Consider the following 26,078-nt stretch of genomic DNA (forward strand, 5'->3'; position numbering starts at 1 on the left):
CTGCCAGTCCGAGTGTCCGAAGGGCGTGTAGTTGATCATGATGTCTTCGGACGCGACGCCCTTGGACGTCAGAAAGGCCTCCAGGATCTTGTTGGTGGTGCGCGGGTAGACGTAGTCGGTGCCCGCCAGGACCCAGCGCTCTACGCTGCCGCCGTCCTCGCTCATGAGGTACTCCACCGCCGGAATGGCCTGCTGGTTCGGCGCCGCGCCGGTGTAGAAGACGTTCCTGGAGCTTTCCTCGCCCTCGTACTGGACGGGGTAGAACAGCAACCCGTTCAACTCCTCGAAGACCGGAAGCACCGACTTCCGCGACACCGAGGTCCAGCAGCCGAACACCACGTCCACCTTGTGCTTGGACAGCAGCTCGCGCGCCTTTTCCGCGAACAGCGGCCAGTTGGAGGCCGGATCCACCACCACGGCCTCCACCTTCTTGCCCAGAAGGCCGCCCTTCTTGTTGAGGTCGTCCACCATCATCAACACGGTGTCCTTCAGCGTGGTTTCGCTGATGGCCATGGTGCCGGACAGCGAATGCAGCACGCCGACCTTGATGGTGTCGGCGGCTTGGACCGTCTGGGCCGCGAACAGGGCGGCCAGGGCCGCCATCGGCAATAATCGCAATAACCTTGCGGGCTTGTTCAGAGACTTTCGCATGAGATCCCCCTTGGTGTGATTTGTGAGAGGGGAATCGCAACATGCGTGCCAAATGCCCAAGTGCCGGTGCCGGGGGGCTCAAACGTCCGTAAACAGGCGGCTTGCGCCGTAGCGGCGGGGCAGGGGCCGGCCCGGTGCGCAGGCCGGCGCCGCTATCCAGAATCTAGGCAACTGTTCAGAAGTTGGGCAGGCGGTCGGGGCTCATGAACCGGCGCCGGGGTCCCGAAGCCGCAGCCCCTTGGCGGCACAGAACCGCACCACTTCGCCTTCCAGCGCCTCGATGCCGTTGCAGGGGACGATCACCGAGGAGGTCCGGTGGTCCAGGGCGCCGCCGGCGAGGCGGTCGGACCACCCGCCGGAGCCCCCAAGCACGTAGATGGGCCGGCCGTGGATCCATCCGAAGCAGAGTTCCGAGAGGGTGCCGGCGCCGCCGCCGACCGCGACGATGAAGTCGCCGGCCAAGGCCGTCAGCACGTTGCGCGCGTGGCCCAGGCCGGTGGGGATGACGACATCGCAGTAAGGGTTGGCCGAGCGTGCGTCGGTGCCGGGCATGATGCCTACGGTGAGGCCGCCGGCGCGGGCGGCGCCCCGGCCGGCCGCTTCCATGACGCCGCCGCGGCCGCCGGTGACCAGGGTGACGCCGCGTCGCGCGAGCATCTCGCCGGCCTGCTCGGCCAGATCGAGGTTGTCGTAGGAGGCGTCCGAGTCCCCGATCAGGGATGCTTGCGCGAAGCGTCCGGCGCCGGTGGTCATGAGTCTCGCGCGGCCCCGGCCGTTCAGTCCAGCAGGTAGCCGAACTTCTCGCGCGCCTTGCGGACCACGTCCGGGGCGGGCGCGTTCACCTTGGGATACTTGTCGAACCACTCGTAGGGACGGCAGGCGTCCACCACCACGCGGGAGTTGGTGAGGTCCTGGACCTTGCGCTGATCCGGCGTCACCCGCGGATCGGCGGGTGAGGTGCGCATCCTGCGCAGGATCTCGATGGAAGTCTCGGGATCGGTGCGGGTGAGCATGGCCCAGATCAGCTCGTCCAGGTTGGACACGTCGACGTCGTCGTCCACCACGATGACGAACTTGCAACCGTACACCACCGAGCCGCAGGACGACGCCAGCACGCCCGCCTGCCGCGCGTGGCCGGGGTAGCGCTGCTTGATGCCGATGCCGTGCAGCAGGCGCGAGGCGCCGACCTCGTGGCACCACACCTGGGAGACGTCGGGAACGCCGGCGTTGTTCAACTCGTGCTTGAGCATGGCCGAGCGCATGATGGCGCGGTAGCGGGCCATCTCGTCGGAACCGGCGCCCAGCGGCGGCACGCCGAGGATGATGGGATCGTTGCGGTGGTAGATGGCGCGGATGTCGAGGGTGGGCTGCTCGCTGGCGCCGCCGGCGTAGTACCCCGTCCATTCCCCGAAGGGGCCCTCCACCGCGCGCTTTTCCTGGGTCAGGAAGCCTTCCAGCACGATCTCGGCGTTGGCCGGGATGGGCAGTCCAGTCACTTTGCCGCGCACCACCTCCACGGGGGTGCCGCGCAGTCCGCCGACCACGTCGAACTCGCACACGCCGTAGGGAAACTCCGTGCCGCCCACGAAGAACGACATGGGGTCGCTGCCCACCACCAGCGCCACGGGCATGGGCTGTCCCTTGTCGAAGTACTTCTTGCGGTGCATGTAGGCGTGCTTGCCCGGCACGAACAGCAGGCTCACCGACTTCGGGTCCTGCACCATGGCGCGGTAGGTGCCGACGTTGATCCAGCGCTCGTCCGGGTCGATGGTGACGCAGAAGCAGCCGGTGCCGATGTAGCGGCCGCCGTCGTCCCGGTGCCACTTGGGGGTGGGGAACTGCATCAAGTCGATGTCGTCGCCGGTGAGGATGTTCTCGAACACCGGGCCGTCGTCCACCACCACGTGGGGCAGGCGCCGCTGCACCTTGATGTAGTGGTCGAAGAACGCCTGGCTCAGCTCCTGCTTGGTGAGGTGGTCGGGAAACCCCAGCGTCATGTTCCGGCGCTTGCCTGCGAAGGCGTTGATCAGGACGCGGAACCCCTTGGGGCAGCCGGGGATGTCGTCGAACAGCACCGCCGGCCCATCGTCCACGCGGATCACCGCGTCGGCGGCCAAGCCGATGTCCTCTTCCCAGCTCGCGCCGGTGACGGTGCGCAGCTCGCCCAGGGCGTCGGCCCGGGCCATCCATTGGCGGAGGTCGTGGTAGGGCAGTCTGGCTTCCATGGTGTCGGTCGTGGACATGTACGGCTTCCTCTCGGGTGGCTTCTGCTTCAGGCGGCCATGGACTTGATGCGGTCCACGGCCTCGTTCACCAGTTCATCGGTGGTTTCGTTGGCGCCGACGATGCCGACCCGGGACATGCCCGTGAACCAGGAGCGTTCCAGGTCGTCGACCTTCTCGATGCGGTAGACGTTGTCGTTGAACGCCCGCGCCACCTCCTCCATGCGGTTGGTCATGCCCTCGGTCCAGCCGAATATGACCACCGCTTCCACGTCGCGCGCCAAATCCTCCACCTTGGGCAGCCGCTGCAGCGAGTCGATGCACGCGGTGTTGCGGATGCGCACGTTGGCGAAGCGTTCGAGGATCCGGCTCATGATCCCGGTGTAGCTCTCCATCCAGAAGGTGGTCTGGACGATGACGCCGACGGGCTCGAAGCGGGTCAGCCGAATGTCCGCCACGTCCTCTTCCTTCTCGACGATGAACACCTCCCGTTCCTTCTCCTTGGCGATGCCCATGAGGCGCGGGATGCCATGGTGCGTACGGCTGCTCAGGATCACCAGGTGGCAGCCCTGGTCCAGCAGCTCCAGCTCCGCCTCCTCCTGCTGCACCACGAACGGGCAGGTGGCGTCCGCCAGAAGTTCGAGACCCTGCTCCTTCGCCTGCTTGCGAATCTCCGGCGGCGCGCCGCGGACGCCGTAGATGAGCTTCTCGTCCTTGATGGAGTCCATGTCGTTGGTGGAGCGGATGCCGTCCTCGTCCTCCAGCGACTTGAACGCGATGAAATCGTTCTCCGGCCTCAGGGACCATACGGCGATACCGTCGCCGTATTTCTCCACCATCTTCTGGTGCATGGCGCCGGCGCGGTGCACGCCCACGCACAGACCCGACGGCGGAATCCCCTTGGTACCCTTGAAGTCGACTTTGATCACTTCCATGAGAAGCCTCCTCGCGCTGTTACGTGCTCGTCGCGGAATCGTTGCAAATCGCGGAGGGTTTTTCAACGGTTCACTGGATCTCGCGGCGGGCGGAGACGTCGATGACCGGCACCCCGAATCGTCATTCCCGGGGAAAGCGGGAATCCAGGCGGGGTAGAGTTGGGGGAAGCCGCCGTTTCGCGGTTTCTTGGAAATGACAACTACTGTAACTATCGGAGAGTTTTCTATAAATTGGAAACGGCATACGCTAGAGGTTCTCGGTGAAGGTAAGCAATGACGGCGGAACGGCGGTTTCCGTGGGAGGTCGGGGCGAAGGCAGCGTTGGAACAACGCGCGACGCAACACGGGTCTCCCTCTACGGCTTCGTCGTCTTCTCCGCCGCGTGGCTCGTCTTCTGGATTCAGCCGCTGGCGGCGCGCGGCGTACTCCCTGTCCTCGGCGGTTCGCCCGCGGTGTGGAATACCGCGATGGTGTTCTTCCAGTCGGCGCTGTTGGCGGGCTACGCCCTTGCGCATCTCCTGATCCGCCGAGCGTCGCCCGCCGGACAGCTTGCGGTCCTGGCGGCCCTGTGGGCAGGTGTCGCCCTCACGGTTCCGGTGGGCGGACTGCGTCTCCTGGGAGACACACCCGGCGATCTTCCGCCGGTCCTGTGGCTTCTCGGCACGCTGTCGGGGTCGCTCGGGCTCGCCTTTGTGGCAGCCTCGTCCCTTACCCCTCTCGTACAGGCCTGGCTCGCCCGGACGGGCACCGGCGCCGCGTCCGTGAACCCGTACTTTCTCTACGCGGTCTCCAATGCCGGCTCCGCGGGCGCCCTCCTCGCGTATCCGTTCCTCCTCGAACCTCTCATCGGTCTGGAGCGACAGGCCTGGCTGTGGAGCGCCGCCTTGCTGGGGCTCGCGCCCTTTCTGGTCGGTTTGTGGCTGGCACTGCCCCGTGAGCGCGCGCCGGCGGCCGCCACGCACTCGCCCCTGTCCGCCGCACCCTTGCCGTGGGCGCGCATACTCGGGCTCTCGGCGGTTCCAAGTGCGCTTCTCCTGTCACTCACACGTTACTTGACGACGGACATCGCGTCGGTACCGCTTTTCTGGATCGTGCCGCTGACGCTGTACCTCGCCACGTTCATCCATGCATTTGCCCGCCACGAGATGATCCCGCAGCCGATCCTGGCGAGCCTGTTGCCGCGGGCACTCATCCTCCTCACGATCGTGTATCAGCTCGGGCCGAAGTATTTCGTGTTGGCATCCGTGGTCCACCTTCTCGCCTTCACCCTCGCCGCGCTCTACTGTCACGGCGCCCTTGCACGCCTTCGCCCGCCCGCCGCCGACCTGACAGGTTTCTACCTGCTGGTGTCCATCGGCGGACTCATTGGCGGGCTGCTGGTCGCGCTCGCGGCGCCCTTGGTGTTCGTCGACATCCATGAGTATCCCATCGCCATCGCCCTCGTCGCGGCTCTTCTGCCCCTGGGGCCCTTCGGCCTGCGCGGCATCCGTTTGCTGGTGGCGGCGGTGGGCCTTGTCGTCGTCGTTGCTGGACTCTCGGTCATTCATATCGGCTTCGCCGGCTTCGATGAGGATCTGCCGCTCGTGGTTGGCGGTGCGGTCGTGCTTGTCCTGATCTGCGCGCCGGCGCTGATGTTACTGCGTGCCCGGCCGGCCCTGCTCGGGTGTGCCCTGCTGACCGTCTTCCTGGGTCCGTCCATGATCGCGCGCGGCTTCGACTTGCAGGTCGCCCGCGCGCGCACCTTCTTCGGCGTTTACCGGGTCGTCGAACATGACGGGGTACGCTCCTTCTATCATGGGACCACGCTGCACGGCACGGAGTATCTCCGGGCCGACGGCTCCACCGAGAGCAGGACGACCTACTACGGGATCGGGACCCCGTATTCCGAGTTGCTCTCGGCGCTTACCCGCCGGCCGTCGCCTGTCGTGATTGGACTCGCGGGGCTCGGCACCGGATCGCTCGCGTGCTACGCGCGACCGGGTGACGAGGTACGCATCTACGAGATCGATCCTGTAGTGGTGCGCCTCGCCCGAACCTACTTCGCGGCACTCCGCACCTGCGCGCCGAATGCAGCCATCGCCATTGGCGACGCGCGACTTCTTCTCGATAGCGAGCGGCGAACCCTCGATTTCCTTGCCCTGGATACCTTCACCTCCGATGCGATCCCGGTCCACCTGCTCACACTGGAGGCGTTCCGGATCTACCGTCGCGTGCTTGCCCGGGACGGCATCCTCGCGGTCCACATCTCCAATCGGGTGCTCGATCTGGAGCCGGTGCTCGCGGCGCTGGCCGACCGCGTCGGACTGGTTGCGCGTATCAAGCGCTATTCGGCTCCGAAGCTGCCACCGCCGCGGCCGTCAGTGTCCTCCACCGTGGTGGTCCTGACCCGGGACGAAGACACGTTGCGGGCGCTTGATCTCGACGCGGGGCGGACTTCTCTCGGATCTCCCGACCGCGTCCGGGCCTGGACGGACGACTACACGAGCATCGTGCCCCTCATCCGCTGGTGGTAGCGTGGCCTTCGGGACTCGATTCGGTTTCCTCCGGGGGCGAGAAATCTATATTTTGATAATTAATGGTAGTAATTGGAACAATTATAAATTAAACAGTACGGTCAAGGAACTCAGAACATCATTGACCGCGAGAGAACGGATGAGGATGACGAAAGCTCGCGTACTGGTCGTCCGCGGCGACGATTCAGGTACCGAAGGTTTGGAGGAATGCCTGCGAGGTCTGGGTTACTACGTGTGCACGGTGGCCGCGTCCTCGACCCAGGCCATTGAAGGGGTGGAGGAAACAGCTCCCGATGTGGTCTTGATCGATGGCGACCTCGAAGCGGCCGAGAGGATCGGGAGCAGGGCCGCTCTTGCTCTGCGCGAGCGGGAAATCAGGCATGGGGAGACCAAGAGCCGGCTGGAGCGCGAGTTGGATGAGATGCGCGAAAGACTCCACATGATGGAGGTCGTCTTCAACAGCATGGACGAGGGCCTCATCGCCTCGAACAAGTCCGGGGAGCGGCTGATATTCAATGAAGGCGCGGTACGGATCGGAGGTGTGCGCGAACCCACCAACAACGTCGATGAATGGGCCGCTCTGCATGGTGTCTACCGGCTCGACAAGGAAACGCTCCTGCCGGTGGACGAGAATCCGCTGGTGCTCGCCGTGCGCGGTCAGGCGACGGACGGATGCGAGGTCTTCGTGCGCAACAAGGAGCAGCCGCAGGGCGTCTACGTCAGCGTCACGGGCCGGCCTCTGAAGGACACCTCGGACAGCCATAGAGGCGGGTTGGTCGTCTTCAGGGACATCACGGAACAGAAGGCGACGGAAATCCGCCTTCAACAGACCATAGGCGAGCTGAGGGAACAGAGCGAGCTGCTGCAAACCATCTTCGACAGTATCCGGGAAGGCATCATCGTCAGCGACGAAAGCGGGGAGTTTCTCTACGTCAACCCCGGCGCCAAGAAGATTCTCGACCAGGAGTACTTCGTCAGGCGCAAGGGCAAATGGTCGGAAAAACCAGCCGACGTCTATTACTATCCCGACCGCGTGACGCCCATCAAGAACGAGGACCTGCCGCTTCCCCGCGCCATCTTCAACGGCGAGTCCACCGACGACATGAACATCTTCGTACGGAGGCCGGACCACCCGAACGGCGGAATCTTCCTTTCGGTGAGCGCGCGGCCGCTTCTTGACGAAGTCGGCCAGATCAGAGGGGGCGTCATCATATTTCGCGACGTCACCCATGGGGTGCTTGCCGAGGAGGCACTGACGCGGGCATTCGCGCAAGGACGGTTGGAGGTAGTCGATACCATCCTGCACAACATCGGCAACGCCATCAACAGCGTAACCACGGGTGCCGAGACCCTCCACCGGAACCTCCTGGACGATCCGTTGGTGCGTCGCCTCCGCGCCCTCGCCGACGCCATTGGACCACACGCGGATGATTGGGTCGACTACATCGAGAACGATCCGCAAGGCCAGAAGGTGAGGCCGTTCATTGTCGCCCTCTCCGAAGACTTCATCAGGCACAACAGGCGGTTGATGGACACCGTGCAGCGCGTCAGAGACCGGGCGGAGCACATCGCCGACATCGTCCGTACCCAGAAGTCGCCCGACGGTTCAGGCGTGAGCTGGAAAGGCGTCGATCTCCGGAGTGCGCTCTCGGAGGCCGTCAACGTGATGCGGGATTCGCTCGACGACGGCGGAATCCGGGTCGACATCGACTGCGGGGCAGCGCCGACAGAGATCAGGACGCAGGAGAGTCAGTTTCATCAGATGATGGTCAACGTCGTCAAGAATTCGGCGCAAGCGATCCACGAGCTTGCGGCTTCGAAGCAACTGGCGGAAACGCCGCGCATTCGGATACGGGCGGGTGTCGACGGAGAGTTTCTCGATCTTGAAGTGAGCGACAACGGCATCGGATTCGGGGCCAGGGACAGCCGGATGTTCTTTGCCGCCGGCTACAGCACGAAGGCATCGGGCACCGGGCTCGGTCTCCATTCGGCCGCCAATTTCGTCGTTCGATCGGGGGGACGGATCGACCTTTCAAGCGACGGCGTAGGCAAGGGCGCGACCGCGCACATCAGGCTGCGACTCGCGTCCCTCGACCCGAGGCCCGCTGGGGTGGCGTCTGGTTCAGTGGCAACCGCGGGGAAATGACGGATGGATTTGGACGAATATGCCAACCGGCGCGTTCTGATCGTCGACGATCAGAGAGAGATCCACGACGACTTTCGAGAGATGTTGAGGCCGCAGCCTCCGGCGGCTCGGGCGAACAAGCTGGCGGCGGCGTTCATCACCGAGGAAGAGCCGCCCTTTTTGCCCGATTTCGATCTGCTGCACGCGAGGAGCGGGGAGGAGGCGTGCGACATCGTGCGGGCCGGAATGGAACGGGCCCGTCCCGTGGCCGTTGCCTACATCGACGTCCGAATGCCGCCGGGGATTGACGGTATCGAAACGATCCGTCGTGTGAGGGAGGTCGACCGGGACGTCGAGGTCGTCATCATGACCGCCTACACCGACAGGTCTCTGCCCGAGATCATCCAGAGTGTGGAGCCGCTTCACAAGGTTCTCTATATCCGAAAGCCCTTCGCGCGCGAAGAGATCCAGCAGATGACCCTGTCCCTGGTGGGCAAGTGGAACGTGGAGCAGGAGTTGGGGGGGGAACGGCGGCAACTCGCCGTAGGGCATCGAAGACTGTCAGCCGTGCTGGACGCTACCGGAGAGGCCATGGCCATGTACGACCTCAACGGGCGCCTTCTGTTCGCCAATCAGGGCTATGAAACGCTGGCCGACCTGACGGAAAGCGACTTGAAGAAGCTGTCGCCGGACGCGCTTGCCGAGCAGTTCCAGGAGCGCTTCCGGGAGCCGGATCTGTCGGACGTGAAGAGCAGGTTCTTGCTCAGGGACGGCGGCGACGTGGTTGAGGAAAGCGCCGCGGGCAGCCTGCCGGAACAGCGATTGTTCCATCGGACGGTCGCGCCGGTGCGTGACGGGGAGGGAGCGGTCATCGGCAGCCTCTACGTGTACCGGGACGTATCCAGGGAGGTGGAGGCGGAGCGGATGAAGGCAGAGGTGCTGCGCCTGCGCACGGAGATGGCGACCACCTACTCCTTTGACGGCATGGTGGGCGACAGCCCTCCGATGCAGCGGGTGTACGCGCTGATGAGGCAGGCCGCGGAAAGTGGCATTACAGTGATGATCCAGGGCGAGAGCGGGACCGGCAAGGAACTGGTGGCAAGCTCGTTTCATCTCAACAGCCCGCGGAGGAACGGACCGTTTCTGGCCATCAACTGCGCCGCCATTCCCGAGTCCCTGATTGAAAGCGAGTTGTTCGGTCACGAGAAGGGGGCTTTCACCGGGGCCACACGGCAGAGGCTCGGCGCTTTCGAGCGTGCCACGGGGGGAACCATCTTTCTTGACGAGATCGGCGACATGCGGCTGGCGATGCAGGCCAAGCTCTTGCGGGTGCTGCAGGAGCGGGAAATCCAACGTGTGGGCGGCGCCGCTACCATTCCCATCGACGCCAGGGTGATCGTGGCAACCAACAAGGATCTGAAGGCCTTGGTCAAGGCGCGGGAGTTCCGGGAAGACCTGTTCTATCGAATCGCCGCGTTCCCCATCGTGATTCCACCGCTCAGGCAGCATCCCACGGACATTCCCTTGCTGGCCAAGCACTTCCTGAACAAACACGCCGAACGCAGCGGGCGAGTCTTTGGCGGCATTTCCACGGCGGCGTTGCGCGCGCTTCTGCAATACGATTGGCCGGGCAACGTGCGTGAGCTCGACAACGCAATCGAGCGTGCGGTCCTGTTGGAGAAAACCGACGTGCTGCAAGTGGATAGCCTGCCGCCTCATTTCGTGACAACCCGCCTTGCCGCGGAGGATGGCTCCACCGCGGACCATCGCTCTACAAGCGTGTCGATCTTGCCGCTGCGGGACGTAGAGCGGAGGGCGTTGGCCGAAGCGCTCGAAGCCTCGGACAACAACGTCACGCGGGCGGCCCGGGCATTGGGCATCAACCGGGTAACCCTGCACCGGAAGCTGAAGAGGCACGGTCTTTTCTCAAGGGACTGAAACCCGATTGACGCAACCGGCGATGTTGCTGATTGTTACTAGATAACAAACTGCAACAGTTACACCCCTTCGCAGTTCCTTCCGACCAGCGTGAGTGCAACTCCGTAACTCCGCAACCTGCAAGGGTTTTCGTTTTGTGGAATATGTGGCATACTTCGTGCTTTATTACTGATAGGTCTATTTTAGTCCTTTAATAATCTAACAATCGTATGATAAAAAAGTTTCGTTTTCTTGCCGCCCCGCGGCGTTATTGGGTTGGGCGCCGGGCGGTGACCACCTTGGAGAGCGTGTTCTACCTCGGTTTCGTCGCGGTCATCGTGAGCGGCGTATTTGAAGTGGTGAGCACGTTGTTCATGAGCGACATTCTCGACCGCGCGGCCTACGCGGTGGCGAGGGACAACGCGTTGCGTGGCGAGCCGGCGGCGTCTGCGGAACAGTTGCTTGCGCGCGCCAAAGCCGCCGTCCGGGCCGAGGTGGGGGACAGGCTGGAACCGGATCTGCTCCGGATACAGGTCGCCGTCTATGACGACCCCTCGACGATGTTGGGCGATGAGTTGTCAGGGGGTGAGAACGCGGCCCTTGGTGGGGACGCGGGCAATATGGTGGTGGTACGCATGGGTTACATGCCGTCGACGCCGCTTGGCCGGATACAGCAGGCCCTCCTGTCCGATGGAGAGGGCTTCCGGGTGCTCGCAGTGGTCAGGAATGAACGTACGGTAGGGCTGACTCCGGGCCTGTGACGGCCCACCCGATCTCGACAAGTTGCCTTGTTCGTGTAGATGAATGCCTTCTTCGACAATATGACCGCGCGGCTCTCGACATGTCTCCTGTGCTGGATACGGGACAGGCGCGGTTCGGTCAGCATCGAGTTCGTCGTTGGCACAGTCGTCATCGTCACGACGACCCTGGCCGGCATGGATCTGTACCGGCTTGTGGATGCCCAATCGGCGGCGTTGCGCGCGGCCGTCACCATGGCGGACTACGTCTCGCAGGAGTCGGCTCCGAGCGGAGCGTTCATCGACGACTTGGCGAGATTTCTGTATCGCAACGAGATCGCCCTGCCCGCGCACGCCGCCTTCGTGATGTCGGCGGTCAGTCGCGCCCCGGTGACCGATGGGGAGGCCGATCCCCCGGCCTTGGTGCGGTGGACCCGGACCACCACCGTGGCCGAAGACCCGGATTCCCCTCCGTTGTCGTTGGGCCAGTCCTGCGGCCGGCTGGGCGAGTTGGAAGAAGGGCAGGCGGCGGTGCAGGCGGAACTGGAGATGGCCCCCGGGGAGATGGTCGTCGTGGTGGAGGTATGTGTCGAGCTCTTGCCCGAGGCGTTCGCGAGCGGCGGGTTCATTGCCGGCCACGTGTATCCGACGCGCTTCTACCAGCATCAGATCCTCCCCGTGCGCGGCGCGAACCTGCCCGTGGAGCCCGCGTGATGCATGGTCTCGCGGCGAAGGTGCCGGGCGGGCTTCGCCTTGCGTGGAGAGCCGCTGTCGGTTTCGCCCGAGACACGGCCGGTGCGGTCGGGGTGGCGTCGGTCTTGCTGACCGCGATGTGCCTCGCGGGCACCGCGTTCGTCAGCGATCACGTCGTGTTGCTCCATCAGCGTGATGTCCTGCAGGCGGCCGCCGGCGCCGCAAGCATTGCCACGACGCGGCAGATGGGCAAGCTTCCGGACGACCTGACCGTGGAGCAGTTGACCGCGCAGCTCGAGCCCATGGCCAGGCGCTACGTCCTGGCCAACCTTCCCGAGGAACGCCGCGAGTTGGCGAGACGCACGCTGGAGTTGGCCGTCACGCCCGACCGTGAGGCCGGCGTCGTCGGCGTCGATGCATCCGCGGACCTCGGCGGCGCGATCGTCGGCCGGCACATCTGGGGCTCGCTCATCGAGAAGACGAGCGTCGTGAGCGGCGGCGAGCGCGTGGTGGTCCCCGTCGACGTGGTGTTGGCCATCGACGTCACCGGTTCCATGAGGTCAAGCATCAATGCAGGGGGCGCCGCCTCCACCGAAACCCGGATGGACGTGGTCCGGGAGGCGGCGGAAACGCTGATCAAGGGGCTGTACGACCAAGGGGGGGAAACCGGGTATGTAGCCGTGGGGCTGGTCCCGTTCAACACCACCGTCAACATCGGCGCGGGTCGAACGGACTGGGTCCGCGATCTGGGCGAGGGACACAAGGTCATCCCCGAGAGGTTCGGCCCATGGCGCGGCTGCGTCGAACACCGCGCCATGGAGGGCGACCTCGACCTCTCGCTGGTGACGCCCGACGTGACACCGTTCACCTCATGGTTCTGGCCGAATTCGCTGGAATTCCGCAAGGCGGAACGCGACGCCATTGCCGCGGAGGTCGGCGAGACCGTTCGTGGCGACAACGACTGGCCTTCCGAAGAAGAGGGCACCGAGGAGACGGTGGAGGATCGTTCCAGGGAATATGGCAAGGGTCCCCACTACGGCTGTCCGTTGGACGAGATCGTTCCCCTGAACCACGGGCGTGCCGCGGTGGAGCAGGCGGTGGCGGCTTTGCGACCCTGGACCGGTGGCGGCACCATGACGCATCTCGGCGTGGTGTGGGGAAGGCGGCTCCTGGCCGCGGAATGGCGCACGTCGTGGGGCCTTGCGGCCGACCGGGCGGAGGCGGGCAGGCAGAGAGTTCTGGTGCTGCTGACGGACGGCGTCAACGATGCCTACGACAGCAGGCGCACCTATCCCGGCAACTACAAGCACGGTGACTATTGGCGTGCCGAGTATTCCTCGCATTACACGGGATACGGCCGGGCCGGGACCGGCACCGTCGCGGAAGGCTATCGGAGCGGGACCCGTCTCAGCGGTTTGACGAGCGACGCCGAGGACCGCAACACCCTCAATACCATCTTCCTGGATGCGTGCGATCTCGCGAAGGCGGACGGCATTACGGTGTTCACCGTTTCGGCCGTGCCGACGGGCCACCCCAAGGAGGCGGAACTGGCGCAAAGGCTCACCGACTGTGCCACATCCGCGGATCATGCGTTTGTCAGAAACAGCGAACCGGACACCATGAAGGCGGCTTTCCGCCAGATCGGCCGGATGGTGGCCGGATACCGGAGATCGAGCTGAGGCGCCTCCGGGTCTTGAAGTCTTGAAGACACGCGGACGCGGTTCGGCGGAAACCGGCGCCGCGCGGCGGTTTGGTTTTTCAAGTGGGCGCTCAAGTGGGCGCAATGATCGTCTTTCCCGTCAGGGAACCGAACAAAGGAGAAAAGAGAGATGAATGGAGTCAAGCGGTCCTTGGGAATGCTCGTTCGCTATCTTCGGGGCACGCGCGCCATCGCGGCCATGGAGTACGCGATCATCGTCGGGGTGGTCGTCGTCGGCGTGGGAACGGCGGTGGCCCTGTTCCAGGACGAGATCGTGGGAATCATCACCGATGTCACGGCGGACCTCAAGACTACTCGTACAGGTATCTCAAAGGATCACGAGTGATATCCACGTGCGTGCGGCGATGCGAGCGCGGCCCGGCCGCGGCGTGGGCATGGTGTGAGATGTTCCGGCGGAGTGTGTGAATGCCACGGGTGGAGAGTCTCCGGCGCGTCCTGAGCCGGCTGGGTGTCGCGTTCATCGTGGGCGCCGTGTTGGCCGCGGGCGGCCACGGCCAGGGCGCACGTGGAGACGTCCCGCTGACCCTTCACCTGGGCCAGAGCCGGATGCTCCGGCTCGACGCACCCGTGACGTCGGTGTTTGTCGCCGATCCGGCGACCGCCGACGTGCAGGTGGTGGCATCGCAGGTGCTGTTCGTGTTCGGCAAGGCGGTCGGGCGAACCTCGTTGGCCGCCCTGGGGAGCGACGGCGCCTTCGTGGCGCGCTGGACGGTCACCGTGACGCTGGACCTGGAGCCGGTCCGGTCGGCGCTGGCGGAGGAACCGGACTTCCGGGACCTCAAGGTCCGCCCGTGGCGCCAGGGAGTGGAGGTGAGCGGCGTGGTGGCGTCCGCGGAAGCCGCGGACCGGGCGCTGCAGTTGGTGAAGGCGGCCCTGCCGGAGAAGGAGACGTCGGTGGTCAACCGGCTCTCCGTGTCGAGCTCGCAGCAGGTGAATCTCGAGGTGCAGATCGCCGAGGTGCAGCGCACCGTGAGCGAGTCCCTCGGCATCAACTGGGAGGCCTTCAGCACCCGCGCCGACGGCTACTTCGGGTTCCGCGTGGGCCGCCTGATCGTGGGTGACGCACTCCAGGGGGCCGTTCTCCCCGAAGGGCAGGCGGCGACGTTGGGCGGCTCCGTGCAGGGCTCGGACACGTCGGTGCGGGGGTTGATCGACGCGCTCGCGACGGCGGGGCTCGCCACCGTGCTGGCCCGGCCCAACATGACCGCGGTCTCGGGCCAGACCGCGAGTTTTTTCTCCGGCGGTGAGTATCCGTTGCCCAGCGGGTTTCGGGACGGACAGGTCTCCTTCGAGTACAAGAAGTACGGCGTGCTGCTCGACTTCGTGCCGACGGTGATCGACAGTCGGCGGATCTCGCTGAGGGTGCGTCCGGAAGTGTCCCAGCGGGTGGGTACCGACTCGCTCCGAATACTAGACGCGGAGATACCGGTCATTGACGTGCGGCGCGCGGAGACCACCATCGAGGTGGGGGACGGCGAATCCATCGTCATCGCCGGGTTGTACCGCAACCAGAGCGATTCAACGGAGGCAGGGGTCCCCGCCCTCAAGGAGGTCCCGACGCTGGGGGCGCTGTTCGGCCAGCGGACGTCCCGTTGGAACTCCACCGAGCTCATCGTCGTGGTCACGGCGCGGCTCATCGCCTCCACGCGGGTGCGCGCGGAGAACAGGCAGAAGCGGAAGTCGGGCCTCCGCGTCAAGGGTTATCACTATTGAGCGGCCTGATACGGGAGGCGGTGCCATGGGCGCATGTCTACGAAAACGGCGCGGGGTGTTGGGGCTTGCCGCGACGGGATGGCTCGTGTTGTCGTTGTGGGGGTGTTCGCGGTCGGCCATCGACGCCGAGCGCGCGAACTTCGCGGCCGCCCCGGCGGCGGCGGCGCGGGCGGCCGTGGAGACGCGGCTCGCCCTCGACCGGAGCCGGGCCTACGGTGGTCTGAACGTCGCGGCGGGCGCGGAACCCCGGCCGGCGGGCTCCAGCGGAGCCTATTACGATTCCTACCAGCGGTGGAGCACGGACAAGGTGCGGGAGTTGCCGAAGAGCGTCACCACGACGGGCCAGTAACCCCGCGTACACCCATGAGCGAAGAGGAACAGAACATTTGCGCGTTCGCCGCCGACGCCGGCACCGAGCGCACCATGCGGGAGGCGCTCGACGGCCACCCGGAGGCGCGGGTGCACCGCGGCGACATGGCCGCGGCCATCAAGCATCTCACCGGGGCGTCCTCGCCGCGGGTGGTGGTCGTCGATCTCGACGGCACCCGCTTCCCCGCCGGCAGCATTCACGAGTTGGCGGGCGTGTGCGAGTTCGGCACCTGCGTGATCGCCGTCGGCTCCAACGACACCGCTCGCCTCGCCCGGGAGTTGCTCACCACCGGAGTCCACGACTACCTGCCCAAGCCTCTCTCGATGCACGAGATCCGCGAGGCCGTGGTGCTGGCGCTGGAGGGCGACGGCGCGCAGCCGCGCCTGCACGCCGGCCGGGTGATCGCCTTTGCCGGCTGCGGCGGCGGCTGCGGCGCCACCACGCTGGCCGCGGTGACCGTGCAGGCGGCCGCGGCGCACGGCAGCTACGTGGCGGCGCTGGACCTGGCGCGAACGTTCGGCGCCCTGCCGTGGATGCTGGACGTGGAGCCTCCGGCCGGACTCGACGAGTTGTTCGACTTGGTCGTGCAGGGGAAGTCCGCGGCTTCTTCGGACATGGTGGGCTCCTTGGGCGCCGCGGCGGGCTCGAGGGTTTCCGTCTACGGCTACCGGACGGGCGAGGCGGTGCCGCCCGCGCCCGCTCCGGGCGCGATCCAATGGCTGACGGAACATCTCGCCAACCGCTCCCATCTGGTGGTGGTGGACGGAATGGCGGACGCCGATACGCGGTCCGCGGTGCTCGGCGAGGCGGATGAGCGGGTGCTGGTTTATGAGCCCACCCTGGCGAGCCTCAACCATGTGAGCCACAACCTCACGCTGCTCGGTCAAGGGCGGGACGTCGTGCTGGTGGAGAACCACACGCGCGCGCCCAAGAGCGCGCTCGCCCCCAGGCAGGTGCGCGAAGCGTTGGCCGGACGCGAGCCCGACCTGACCCTGCCGTTCGAGCCGAAGCTGCCCGGCGCGACGGATCGCGGCAAGCCCGATGAATCGCTCGGAAAGAAGTTCCGCAAGGGGCTCGACCTCCTGGTCCAGCGTCTCACGCGCCCGGCGGTTTCACTGGCCGAGGTGTCCGTCGCGGACCAGGTCAAGGGATGAGCATCGACTGTCTGGAGAAGCAGGGAGTGCCATGGCGTTGAGGTCCTTCGGGCGGCGCCCCAAAGCGGTGGAGCAGCCCGAACGCCGGGATCCCGCGGCCGCGTCGGCCCCCGTGGCGGGGGCGGCCCCAGCCCCCGCCCCCGCCCCCGCCCGTGTGCAGACCGGGGACGCGGTGATCGCCGACATCGCGGCGCGGGTGCATCCGGTCGTCGCCAAGGCGCTGGACATGTCGCAGGCGGCGAAATTGAGCCCGGACGCGCTCGCCGCGCAACTCCTGGCGTTCCTCGAGACCGACGAGGCCGGGGTCCCCGAGCTGACGCCTCTCGACCGGCGGCGGGTGGTGGCGTGTCTCATCAACGACATCAAGGGTCTGGGGCCGCTGGAGCCGCTGTTCCAGGACCCGAGTATCTCCGACATCCTGGTGAACGGTTTGCGCTCGGTCTACGTGGAGCGCCGCGGCAGGCTGGAGCCGGTGGAGGTCCGTTTCCGTGACGGTCAGCACCTGCTGCGTATCGCGCACCGCATCGCGGGATGGGTGGGACGGCGGGTGGACGAGGCGAGCCCGATGGTGGACCTGCGGCTCCCGGACGGCAGCCGCGTCAACATCATCATACCGCCGCTGGCCATCGACGGCACCAGCATCTCCATCCGGCGGTTCCTGATGACCGGCGGCACCCTCGATGACCTGGCTTCCAACGGGATGTTCTCGCCGCCCATGGCCGCGCTGCTCCGCGTCGCCGTCAAGGCGCGGCTCAACGTCCTCATCTCCGGCGGCACCGGGGCGGGCAAGACGACGCTGATGAACACCTTGTCCCGCGAGATCAGTCATCGGGAGCGGCTGGTGACCATCGAGGACGCGGCGGAGTTGCAGCTCCAGCAGCCCCACGTGGTGCGCCTGGAGACGCGCACCATGAGCGCCGAGGGCACGGGCGAGGTGACGATGCGTTCGCTCCTGATCAACGCCCTGCGAATGCGCCCCGATCGCGTCATCGTCGGCGAGGTGCGTGGCCCGGAGGCCATGGAGATGTTGCAGGCGATGAATACCGGCCACCCGGGTTCCATGTGCACGATCCACGCCAACACCCCGCGCGACGCGCTCACGCGGCTCGAGAACATGCTCTTGATGGGGGCGGTCAACATGCCGCTGTCCGCGATACGCCAGCAGGTGGCATCGTCCGTCGATCTGGTCGTGCAGGTAGCGCGGCTGCGATCCGGCCGCCGATGCGTGACCAGCATCACCGACGTGGTCGGGATGGAGGACGATATCGTCACCACCGAGGAGATGTGGCGTTTCACGCAGGAGGAAGAGTTCGAGGGCTCGGGCCGGCAGCCCTCATGGATGGAGGCGGTGGAGCGGGCAGGACTGCGGTCCGAGTTGCAGGCGGCGCTGCAGGTGGGTCAGAACGGCGCGGAGGCGCGGCGGTGAGTCCGTTGCTGACGGCGGTGGCCACGGGGGGCCTGTTGCTGGTGGTCGGGCTGGGCGTGGTCCTGTGGCTGACGTCCGCCCCGGCCGATGCGGACCTCGAGCGCAGGCTGCGCTCGGTGGCGGGGGTGCTCGCCACAGGCCCGGGGCTCGGTGCCGGCGAGGCGGATGGCAACGTCTTCCGCCGCCAGCGCGCTCAATCCCGGCTGTCTGATTGGATACAGCGACGATTCCCCATGCTCGAGGTGCGAAAGGCGTTCCCCAAGGCGGTGGCCCTGGGCTTCGTGGCGATGCTGGCGGTAGCCGTGGCGGCGCTTCTCTTGCAGCTCGGCGTGTATCTCCCGCTGTTGATGCCGGCCGGATGGGTGGCGGGAGGGTGGCTGTTCCTGGCGCTACGAAACTCGGCGATACGCACCCAGTTCGTCAAGCAGTTCCCCGAGGTGGTGGACCATGTGGTGCGTCTCACGCGGGCCGGTCTGCCGGCGGTGGAGGCCATCACGGCGGTCGCCGAGGAGGCGCAGGAGCCGGTGAAGGGAATCATCCGGCAGGTCTCCGACCACCTCGCCGGCGGCCTCGATCCGGAGGTGGTGTTGCGCGAGACGGCGACGCGGCTGCGCATACCGGAGTTCACGCTCTTCTCCGCGGCACTCTGCCTTCAGCGTACTACCGGTGGCGGCATCTCGGCGGCCCTCGGCAATCTGTCGGCGACCCTGCGCGCCCGTCTGGAAGTGGAGATGAAGGCGCACTCCTCGACCGCGCAAACGCGCATCACGCTGTGGGTGCTGTCCGCGGTTCCGGTCGTGGTTCTGGGCGCACAGAGCTTCACCAACCCGCAGGCGCTGGAGATCCTGCTCGAGACCGAGTCGGGTGGGTCGCTGTTGCGCTGGGGCGTGGGGCTCATCGTCGCCGGGCTGTCCATCGCGCGCGGCCTTGCCGCCCGGTTTGCGCGATGACTTGGTTGCCCTGGATCGTGGTTCTTGCCGGCGTCGCGGCGTTGGTCGGGGTGGCGGTCGGCGTCCATGCCCTGTTCCGTGAGAGCCGACGGGCGCTGGTCCTCGACCGGCGCCTGCAGGCCGTGCGCGCCCGCGCACGGTCGACGCTCGGGGAGACGGCACGGCGCTCGGGAGACGCCGCGGACACGCTATCGTACCTGTCCCTGGTGTTTTCCAGTGTGCTCCGCGTCGCGGCCATGCTGGTGCCGGTGGGGGCGTCCGAACGCGCCAAGCTCGGTGCGCTGGTCGCGCAGGCCGGCTTTCAGCAGCGCGATGCGCTGGCGGTATTCCTGTCCCTCAAGATGCTGCTGGCGCTGGTGGCCGGCGTGTTCGCCGGATTCCTCGCGTCCGGTGTGGAAAAGTACGGTGAATACCTCGTCTTTGTCGTCTTCGCCGGTCTGGCCGGGGCGGTGTTCGGCGGGGTGCTGCCCGAGATGGCCCTGCGGCGCCTGAGTGGGCGCCGGCTGAACCGGATGTCCCGTGCGCTTCCGGACGCCCTCGACCTCATGGTGTTGTGCGTCGCCGCCGGATACACGTTCGAGCGAGCGCTGGCCATGGTCGCCCAGGAACTCAAGCCTCTCGCGCCCGAGCTTGCCGCGGAGTTGGCGTCCGTCGAGTCGGAGTTGCGCGTGGGGGCCGACCGCCGCCAGGTGCTGCAGGACCTCTATACGCGCACCGAGGCCGAAGGCCTGCGGGATTTCGCCATGACGGTCATTCAGGGAGAGCGCTACGGCACGCCCATGGGCCAATCGCTGCAGAACATCGCCCAGAACGAACGCACGCAACGAGCGGCCCGGATCGAGGCACAGGCCGGACGGCTGCCGGTGATCATGAGCCTTCCGATGCTGCTGCTCGTGGTTCCGGGAATCCTCCTCCTGATGGGAGGGCCGGCCTTCATGATGGCGGTGCAGGCGATCCAGGGGCTAGGCGGCAACTGAGGCCGTACCAGCAACCTGCCGCTACTCCTTCAGAAACACTTCCTGGCGTTCGCCGCCTCGGAAGATCTGTACCCGCACCCGATTCGACACTTCCTTTGCCGGCGCGGGTGTGACGGCGCTCACCGGCGGAGGCGCGGGCGGGCTTTCCTCGACCTCGTTCGACGGCAGCGGCAACAGGTGTTCGAAGGCGACGGGCGTCCGGTCTTCCAGTCGCCCTCCGTCCGTGAGCGAGCGCATGGCGAGGGAGATATTCCCCTTGGACGTGGCCAGGATCAGGCGCTCAGCCTCCGCGGGCAACACCTCGAGGGTGACGGTGCTGACCCCGTTCCGCGAGCTGTTGCCCGCCGGTTTCTGAGCCCCCGCACTGCTCTCCACCTGACGGTTCACGGCCACGACGCGGACGTCCTCGAGAATCGTGCCGGTGAAGGTGTTCTCCTTGCCGGCCCCTTCCTCGGCGACCTTCAGGGTCAGGATCACGTCGACCCGGTCACCGGGATAGATCAGCCCGGCCTGGCTGGTGGCCCGGTTGAGCAAGATGGTGACGGCGCGGTGGTTGGGCTTGAGGGCGGCGGCCAGGAAGCCATACTGTCCGGGGCGCACGATGGCGGACCAGGACAACGGCGTGGTCTTGTACATGGCCCGGCGCACCACCGCCCCGATCACGTCGGCCGTCTGGGTCTTGCCCCTGAGCATGTGGATCGACTGGACGGCGCCGTTCTTGAGCGGAGCCCAGACGACGTCGCTGGCGGTGATCAGGTTCCCGACCTCCAGGTCCTTGGCGGCGGTGAGGACCACCGGCAGGGGCTTGAGCGGTGGTGGTGGCGGTGTCCGGGGTCTGGCGGCGGTCTTCGGCTCGGGGGCGGGCCGGAAATACCACCAGGCGCCGCCGACGATGGCGGCCAGCGGGACCACGCCCACGAGCAGGACGATGAGCACAAGGCGAGCTCTCTGCATCACGTATCCTTACTGGCTCCCGGCCGCGCCCAAGGCGCGCAGTCCAAGGAGCGCGATGGCCGGCGGCGCGATGGCGACCGCGAAAGGGAGATTGTCGCGCAACCGGCGGGTGGCGTCGAACGGCAACAGTGCGAAGAGGCCGAGGCCCACGCCGAGGAGGCCCACCCCGAGCAGGAAGCTGCCGACCCCGGCCGGCCCGATCCACAACCCCGCCGCCGCCAGGAGCTTGCCGTCTCCGGCCCCGAGTGCTCCGATGAGGAACAATCCGAAGCCCAGGGCCAGCAGCAGCGCAGCGGTCAAGGCGTCGGCCCAGAGCGGCGTCGCACCCCTTTGACCCACGACCGCGGCATGGACCGCGAACAGTCCCAACAGGGCCACGGGAATCGCATTCGGGATCTCCCGGCGGACGACGTCAAAGATCACCGCCGCCGCCAACAGCATGCAACAGGCCAGCACCAGCAACAGTTCAGGCATCAAACACCTTGCTTCCACCGCCGTTCATTTCCCCGGTGGCACGAAGCAGTCCCTGCCACGGGCCTTGAGAAGTCCGCACAACCGCCTGGCGGCGGCCCGGTCCGGGAAGGGTCCAACGCGAAGGCCGTAGAACACGCCCTTCTTCGGCACGTCGGCCTTCACCACGCGCGGGGTCAAGGAGTCCAGCAAGTCCTTCTCCATCGCGACGAGCCGGCCCCACCCGGCCAGAGCCCCGGCGTGCGAACGCGCGGAGTAGATCTGTACCGAAGCCCCCGCCGCGCCCGGCGCCTGCTTCCCCGCCGATTGTTTGGCGGCGCGCGCGTTCGCGCGTTCGCCGCTGTGCTTGCCGGCGATTTCGGGCGAGCCCGGCCTTTCCGCCGCCTTTCCGCCGGGCCATTTCCCCGCCGGGACGAAGCAGTCGCGGCCGCGGCGTTTCAGCAGGCGGCACAAGCGCCGGGCTGCTGCCTTGTCCGCCAAGGGACCCGCGCGAAGTCGGTAGAACACGCCTCTTTTCGCAACGTCCGCCTTCACCACGCGCGGCGTCAGCGCACCGAGCAGGTCCTTTTCCGCCGCTGCGAGCTGCTTCCAGGCGGCCAGCGCCCCCTTGCGCGAGCGGGCGGCGTAAAGCTGCACCTTGGCGCCGGAAGCAACCGCCGCGCCGGTTTCCCTTTCGTCGAGCAAACGCGCCAAGGCTTCGCCGTCTCCTTCGAGCCAATGGGAAGCGGGGAACTTGGAGTAGAGCTGCCGTGCCTCCCGTGCCGCGCCCGATTGGGCAAGCGCGCGCACCAGATTCGCGGTGATCTTCGGATGCGACGACGACAATCGGACCGCCTTCTCGTAGTGCGTCCGGGCCTGCGCGTGATCGCCATCGAGCGCGGCCACCACGCCTAGGCCGTTGGCCACCCAGGCCTCGGCGGCGGTGCCCTTGGCGACCTTCGAAGCTGCCACGAAACGGCTCTTCGCGGCCGCGGGGTCTCCCATTCCAAGACTCGCTCGGCCCGCCCCCAACAGGGCCTCGGCCTTGACGGCGGGCGTCGCGGATCTCTCGTCGGCTTCGCCGAAAAGTCGCTCGGCGAGGGTGAAGTCTCCCTCCCCCAACGCTAGGTAGGCGAGTCCCAGACGGGGTTCCGGCGCGCTCGGGTAGTGGCGCGCGAGTTGCGTGTAGAGTCGCTCCGCGGCCTGGGTCTGGCCGGCGTCCGCCGACGCCGCGGCCACGTTCAGACTGCTCTTCAACTGCCGTTGCTCCGCCGGTCCGAGCGGTTCCCCTTCCACCGGGAGCCCGGTGCATGCGCCGACTGACAACGTGAGCCCTGCCGTCAGGGTCGCCAGTCGCGCAGTCGCGGAGAACTTCTTGATCACGGACATTCTGGTCATCCCTGAACGTCCATTGGGTCAGGTCCGGGGTGACGCAACGGAGCCGACGGCGAAAAAGACCAGCAAATTGTGCCGGGAATTTGCGGGACACCAGCGTAGGGTCATCCGGCAGACTCCCGGATACGAGTGATGTGGCGTCGAATCACTCCGGTGGCCTTGGCTGCGTCTGGGCGGTCCTCAGTTGGCGTACACGGTCCGCCATCATGCTGATCATGTTGCGGATGCGATCGAGGGCGGCCGCGAGTTCGGCGAACTCGCCCTTCCATGACACGGCGATCGGGTCGCCGATGTGGCCCTGCTCCATGCGCTGCACGGTTTGGATCAGCGTGCGTACGGGGTCCAGCACCCACTTGCCGAACAGCCAGCACAGCACGACCGAAGAGAGCAGCAACGCCCCCCACAGCGCCACGGCGAGCCACAGGACATCGCGTCCCCGATTCTGTTGGTCTTGCCATCCTGTCCCGCCGAGTTCCGGCAAGACGGTGCGATCACTCAGATTCGGTGCCTCCACGATGATCATCCAGTCGAAGCCGGAGAAGTTCTCGATGACTGACGTGTAAAAGCCCGTACTCGCTGAACGCGCGAACCCTATCAGAGAACTGGGGAACGGGTCGTCCTGGCGATTCTGCGAGTCCCTGCGCGTGGCGATGAATGCGCCGCTTCGATCGCCCTCATAGGAACGGTTCAAGTGTGCGAGGGACGCATCCGTGCGCAGGCTGATCTCCGGCTGCATGATGCGCCCGCGGGCGTGGGCGGAGCGCGTCTCCGCGATCAAGGACCCGTTGCGAGTCACGACCAGGAACTGGGTCCGCACCCCTTCCGAGCCTTGGGAAGTTCGCGCCCCGCGATCCGCCGAGGAGGCGCGGCCATCCTGCGCCGGGTCCAGGACTTGGGTGTGCAATAGCTGGCCGGGCGCGGAAAGGCGGCGCGCGAGACGGTCGGCAGACAACTGGACGAAGCGCACCGGCAGGACCGCCTTCATCACCCCGATCGCGTTCCCCGTGCCCTTGTCATGAATGCGCACCGAAAGGTCCACCGACCACACGTTGGCGGAGGGGTCGAACTCGATATCCCCTACGTGAAATCCGGATGACCACGCCTGCTGCCACCAAGTCTCGTCGGACTGCACGAAATCCGAGGTCGGGTTCGTCAACGCCACGTTGAAGCCCTGCTCGTCGGTGAAAAAGACCTCGGCGAAATGGGGAGACATCCTGACCTGTTCGGTCAGGTATGCGCGTGCCGCCGGGGCCAGTCCCAGGGTTTTCCTGACCCGGAACCTGCTCTCGATCTGCGGAATCGCAAGGTCGTCGAACCCCTGTTTTTCGTGGGCGGCCCGCACCTCGTGCACCGACTCTATCACCACCGGGGACGTTGCCCAGGTCTGCACCTGGGTGATGCGATCGAGCAGGAACCCGTCGATCGACGCGGCCAGGTCCGTAGCGGCCTCCGTGAGCTTTTGCGCGTCGCCGCGCAACGCAAGCGACTCAAGAGCGGCGGCCGGCCGGCTATCCACTCGCAGCCACAGCCAGTACGCTCCCCACCCGGTCACGGCCAGCAGTGGAATCCACACGAGGAGAAACACGGCCAACCCGAAACGAATACCAAGGGACTGAGTCATTGATGGTCCTCTTCCTTCTGCTCCGGCTGTCGGGCCGCCGCGCCGTCCTCATCGCCGGCTTCGTGACCCTGGTCACGGATCCCCAAGGAAGCTTCATGAAACTTCCGCGCCTCGTCGGCGTCACCCCGGAAATCGTGGATCTTCGCGATGTTGCCCAGGGTGGCCGCCTCACCGGCGCGGTCGCCCAACTCGCGGTAAAGCGAGAGAGCGCTGTCGAAGTACGTGAGGGCGCGCGTGAGCTGCTCCTGGGCCATGTAGGCAACTCCCATCTCGCCCTGCACCAGCGCGGCGCCGTGCTTGTCCCCGGTCTTCAGGCAAATCCGGATCGCCCCTTCGAAGTGTCTGATGGCCATGTCGTGCAGGCCCAGGTCGTTCAAGGCCGAGCCAAGCTCCGCGAGTGCGCGGACGTGCGCGATGTCGTCGCCGGAATCCTTCAGCAGCCGGACCGAATCGGCAAGGTGCAAACGCGCCTTGTCCTTCTGGTCGAGACCCCGGTAGAGCCGGCCGGCGCGCAAGTGCAACCGTGAGAGCCAGCGGGCGTCCCCTTCCGGTCCAAGGCAGTCCATGGCGGTCTCGTACGCCGCGACCGCCTGGGCGGCGTCTCCCTGAAGACGGCAGAAGTCGCCGAGGTTGGATGACGCCGCCGCCCGAATGGAATCGTCTCCACCGGTTTCGCGAAGGGCCTCCCGGCTGTAGACGATGGCCGGACCGAGTTTCCCGCGCGCCAGGCTTGTGACGGCCAGCGCGTTCAGGACGGCGCCGAACTGGTCGCTCCGCGGCAACGCCTCCTTGAGGTGGCTCTCGGCTTCCACGTGAAGGCCCAAGACGTTCTCGACGATGGCCAGCCGAAGGTAGTCATTCGCACCGACCGACTCGCCCGCGGCCAGCCGTCGGTCCAGGTCGTTCGCCGCCCCGGTCACGGCCGCGTCGACCCACTCCGGCAACGGGGCCTCGGCAGTATCGACCAGCAGCAGTTCGCCGGGACAGACCCGGGCCACAATGGCGCGAATCAACTCGCCCGGTGAACCGTCGGGAAGCGTCGGCGCGGGCGAGCCGGCTGGTGCAGCGGCAGGCTCCCGGTCCGGCTCTTCGCGATTCCCCGACCGGCCTTCCCCCGAACGTTGTTCTGCTTCGGCGTGTGTCTGCGCTACTCCGGCGAGGGGAAGGGCGGCTGATCCCTCCGGCGGGGAGGCCGGCACGCTCGGGCGCGCCGGTTCGCTGTCTTCTTCCGGCTCCCGGGAGCTCGGGTCCGGAACGGGCGCGGGATAACCCGTTCCTCTGTAGAGACGGAGCGTGGCGGGAGCGCGCTCGTCGGCCGCCTCCCCGGGATCGGGTGCTTGCTCGGCCAGGTTCTCGGGCCAGGAGTGGCCCCACCGCCAGGACGGAGCGTCGACGGGATCACTCAGAAGCGTGGGCGCTTCTTCCGGTGGGGAGGCCGGCGCCGACAGGTGCGCCGGTTCACCGTCTTCTTCCGGCTCGCGCGACCTTGGGTCGGGGACGGGCGCGGGAGAACCGGTCCCCCTGAAGAGAAGCGGCGCGGCAGGGGTGGGGTCGT

General features: G+C 66.6%; 22 protein-coding genes. 13 read left to right on the plus strand and 9 right to left on the minus strand.

Translation table 11 applies throughout. From position 1 onward, the window contains the following. From OXF11_14960 to OXF11_14975, 4 genes are all read right to left on the minus strand, one after another. Positions 1–603: transporter substrate-binding protein (locus OXF11_14960; protein MCY4488395.1), on the minus strand; the 603-nt coding region annotated here is incomplete at its 3' end. A 249-nt stretch (positions 604–852) separates the two neighbouring features. After that, a complete protein-coding gene (locus tag OXF11_14965) occupies positions 853–1,404 on the minus strand; it encodes a TIGR00725 family protein (GenBank protein MCY4488396.1) in 552 nt (183 codons plus the stop codon). Between the two features lie 23 nt (positions 1,405–1,427). Next, on the minus strand, positions 1,428–2,894 hold the full coding sequence (locus tag OXF11_14970; GenBank protein ID MCY4488397.1) for a UbiD family decarboxylase: 1,467 nt from the start codon (positions 2,892–2,894) through the stop codon (positions 1,428–1,430). Between the two features lie 29 nt (positions 2,895–2,923). Continuing rightward, positions 2,924–3,808, minus strand: coding sequence for a hypothetical protein (locus tag OXF11_14975; protein ID MCY4488398.1), 885 nt, complete (start codon positions 3,806–3,808; stop codon positions 2,924–2,926). 296 nt (positions 3,809–4,104) lie between these two features. Between OXF11_14975 and OXF11_14980 the strand changes: the two genes are divergently transcribed. From OXF11_14980 to OXF11_15040, 13 genes are all read left to right on the plus strand, one after another. Next, on the plus strand, positions 4,105–6,321 hold the full coding sequence (locus tag OXF11_14980; GenBank protein ID MCY4488399.1) for a fused MFS/spermidine synthase: 2,217 nt from the start codon (positions 4,105–4,107) through the stop codon (positions 6,319–6,321). A 1-nt stretch (position 6,322) separates the two neighbouring features. Beyond that, positions 6,323–8,467, plus strand: coding sequence for an ATP-binding protein (locus OXF11_14985; GenBank protein ID MCY4488400.1), 2,145 nt, complete (start codon positions 6,323–6,325; stop codon positions 8,465–8,467). A gap of 3 nt (positions 8,468–8,470) precedes the next feature. Then, positions 8,471–10,384, plus strand: coding sequence for a sigma 54-interacting transcriptional regulator (locus OXF11_14990; protein ID MCY4488401.1), 1,914 nt, complete (start codon positions 8,471–8,473; stop codon positions 10,382–10,384). A 278-nt stretch (positions 10,385–10,662) separates the two neighbouring features. After that, positions 10,663–11,124 (plus strand): hypothetical protein, encoded by a 462-nt coding sequence (locus tag OXF11_14995; GenBank protein MCY4488402.1) that lies wholly within the window; start codon positions 10,663–10,665, stop codon positions 11,122–11,124. A 60-nt stretch (positions 11,125–11,184) separates the two neighbouring features. Further along, positions 11,185–11,814 carry a hypothetical protein gene (locus tag OXF11_15000; protein ID MCY4488403.1) on the plus strand — a complete coding sequence of 210 codons (630 nt, stop codon included), beginning with the start codon at positions 11,185–11,187 and terminating at the stop codon, positions 11,812–11,814. A 104-nt stretch (positions 11,815–11,918) separates the two neighbouring features. Then, entirely contained in the window at positions 11,919–13,472 is a 1,554-nt protein-coding gene (locus OXF11_15005) for a hypothetical protein (GenBank protein ID MCY4488404.1), read from the plus strand. Between the two features lie 150 nt (positions 13,473–13,622). Beyond that, a complete protein-coding gene (locus OXF11_15010; GenBank protein ID MCY4488405.1) occupies positions 13,623–13,838 on the plus strand; it encodes a hypothetical protein in 216 nt (71 codons plus the stop codon). A gap of 80 nt (positions 13,839–13,918) precedes the next feature. Beyond that, the gene (locus OXF11_15015) at positions 13,919–15,226 is read left to right on the plus strand and encodes a pilus assembly protein N-terminal domain-containing protein (GenBank protein ID MCY4488406.1); all 1,308 of its coding nucleotides are present in this window, start codon (positions 13,919–13,921) and stop codon (positions 15,224–15,226) included. 25 nt (positions 15,227–15,251) lie between these two features. After that, positions 15,252–15,575: a hypothetical protein gene (locus OXF11_15020; protein ID MCY4488407.1), complete on the plus strand. Its 324-nt coding sequence runs from the start codon at positions 15,252–15,254 to the stop codon at positions 15,573–15,575. Between the two features lie 14 nt (positions 15,576–15,589). After that, on the plus strand, positions 15,590–16,750 hold the full coding sequence (locus OXF11_15025; protein ID MCY4488408.1) for a hypothetical protein: 1,161 nt from the start codon (positions 15,590–15,592) through the stop codon (positions 16,748–16,750). A gap of 31 nt (positions 16,751–16,781) precedes the next feature. Then, positions 16,782–18,176, plus strand: coding sequence for a CpaF family protein (locus OXF11_15030; protein ID MCY4488409.1), 1,395 nt, complete (start codon positions 16,782–16,784; stop codon positions 18,174–18,176). Next, the gene (locus tag OXF11_15035) at positions 18,173–19,126 is read left to right on the plus strand and encodes a type II secretion system F family protein (protein ID MCY4488410.1); all 954 of its coding nucleotides are present in this window, start codon (positions 18,173–18,175) and stop codon (positions 19,124–19,126) included. The genes OXF11_15030 and OXF11_15035 overlap by 4 nt, the downstream gene beginning before the upstream one ends. Continuing rightward, entirely contained in the window at positions 19,123–20,103 is a 981-nt protein-coding gene (locus tag OXF11_15040; GenBank protein ID MCY4488411.1) for a type II secretion system F family protein, read from the plus strand. The genes OXF11_15035 and OXF11_15040 overlap by 4 nt, the downstream gene beginning before the upstream one ends. Positions 20,104–20,124: 21 nt before the next feature. On the opposite strand, the gene cpaB is transcribed toward OXF11_15040, so the two are convergent. The 5 genes from cpaB to OXF11_15065 form a co-directional block, all read right to left on the minus strand. Next, positions 20,125–21,057 carry a Flp pilus assembly protein CpaB gene (gene cpaB, locus OXF11_15045; protein MCY4488412.1) on the minus strand — a complete coding sequence of 311 codons (933 nt, stop codon included), beginning with the start codon at positions 21,055–21,057 and terminating at the stop codon, positions 20,125–20,127. Positions 21,058–21,066: 9 nt separating this feature from the next. Continuing rightward, positions 21,067–21,531 carry a prepilin peptidase gene (locus OXF11_15050; GenBank protein ID MCY4488413.1) on the minus strand — a complete coding sequence of 155 codons (465 nt, stop codon included), beginning with the start codon at positions 21,529–21,531 and terminating at the stop codon, positions 21,067–21,069. 24 nt (positions 21,532–21,555) lie between these two features. After that, positions 21,556–22,896 (minus strand): SPOR domain-containing protein, encoded by a 1,341-nt coding sequence (locus tag OXF11_15055; GenBank protein ID MCY4488414.1) that lies wholly within the window; start codon positions 22,894–22,896, stop codon positions 21,556–21,558. Between the two features lie 151 nt (positions 22,897–23,047). After that, positions 23,048–24,487, minus strand: a complete 1,440-nt coding sequence (locus OXF11_15060) for a HAMP domain-containing protein (GenBank protein ID MCY4488415.1) — start codon at positions 24,485–24,487, stop codon at positions 23,048–23,050. 32 nt (positions 24,488–24,519) lie between these two features. Continuing rightward, entirely contained in the window at positions 24,520–25,536 is a 1,017-nt protein-coding gene (locus OXF11_15065) for a tetratricopeptide repeat protein (GenBank protein MCY4488416.1), read from the minus strand. Positions 25,537–26,078: the final 542 nt, after the last annotated feature.

Source organism: Deltaproteobacteria bacterium (genome assembly GCA_026712905.1).
GTDB lineage: Bacteria > Desulfobacterota > Binatia > UBA9968 > JAJDTQ01 > JAJDTQ01.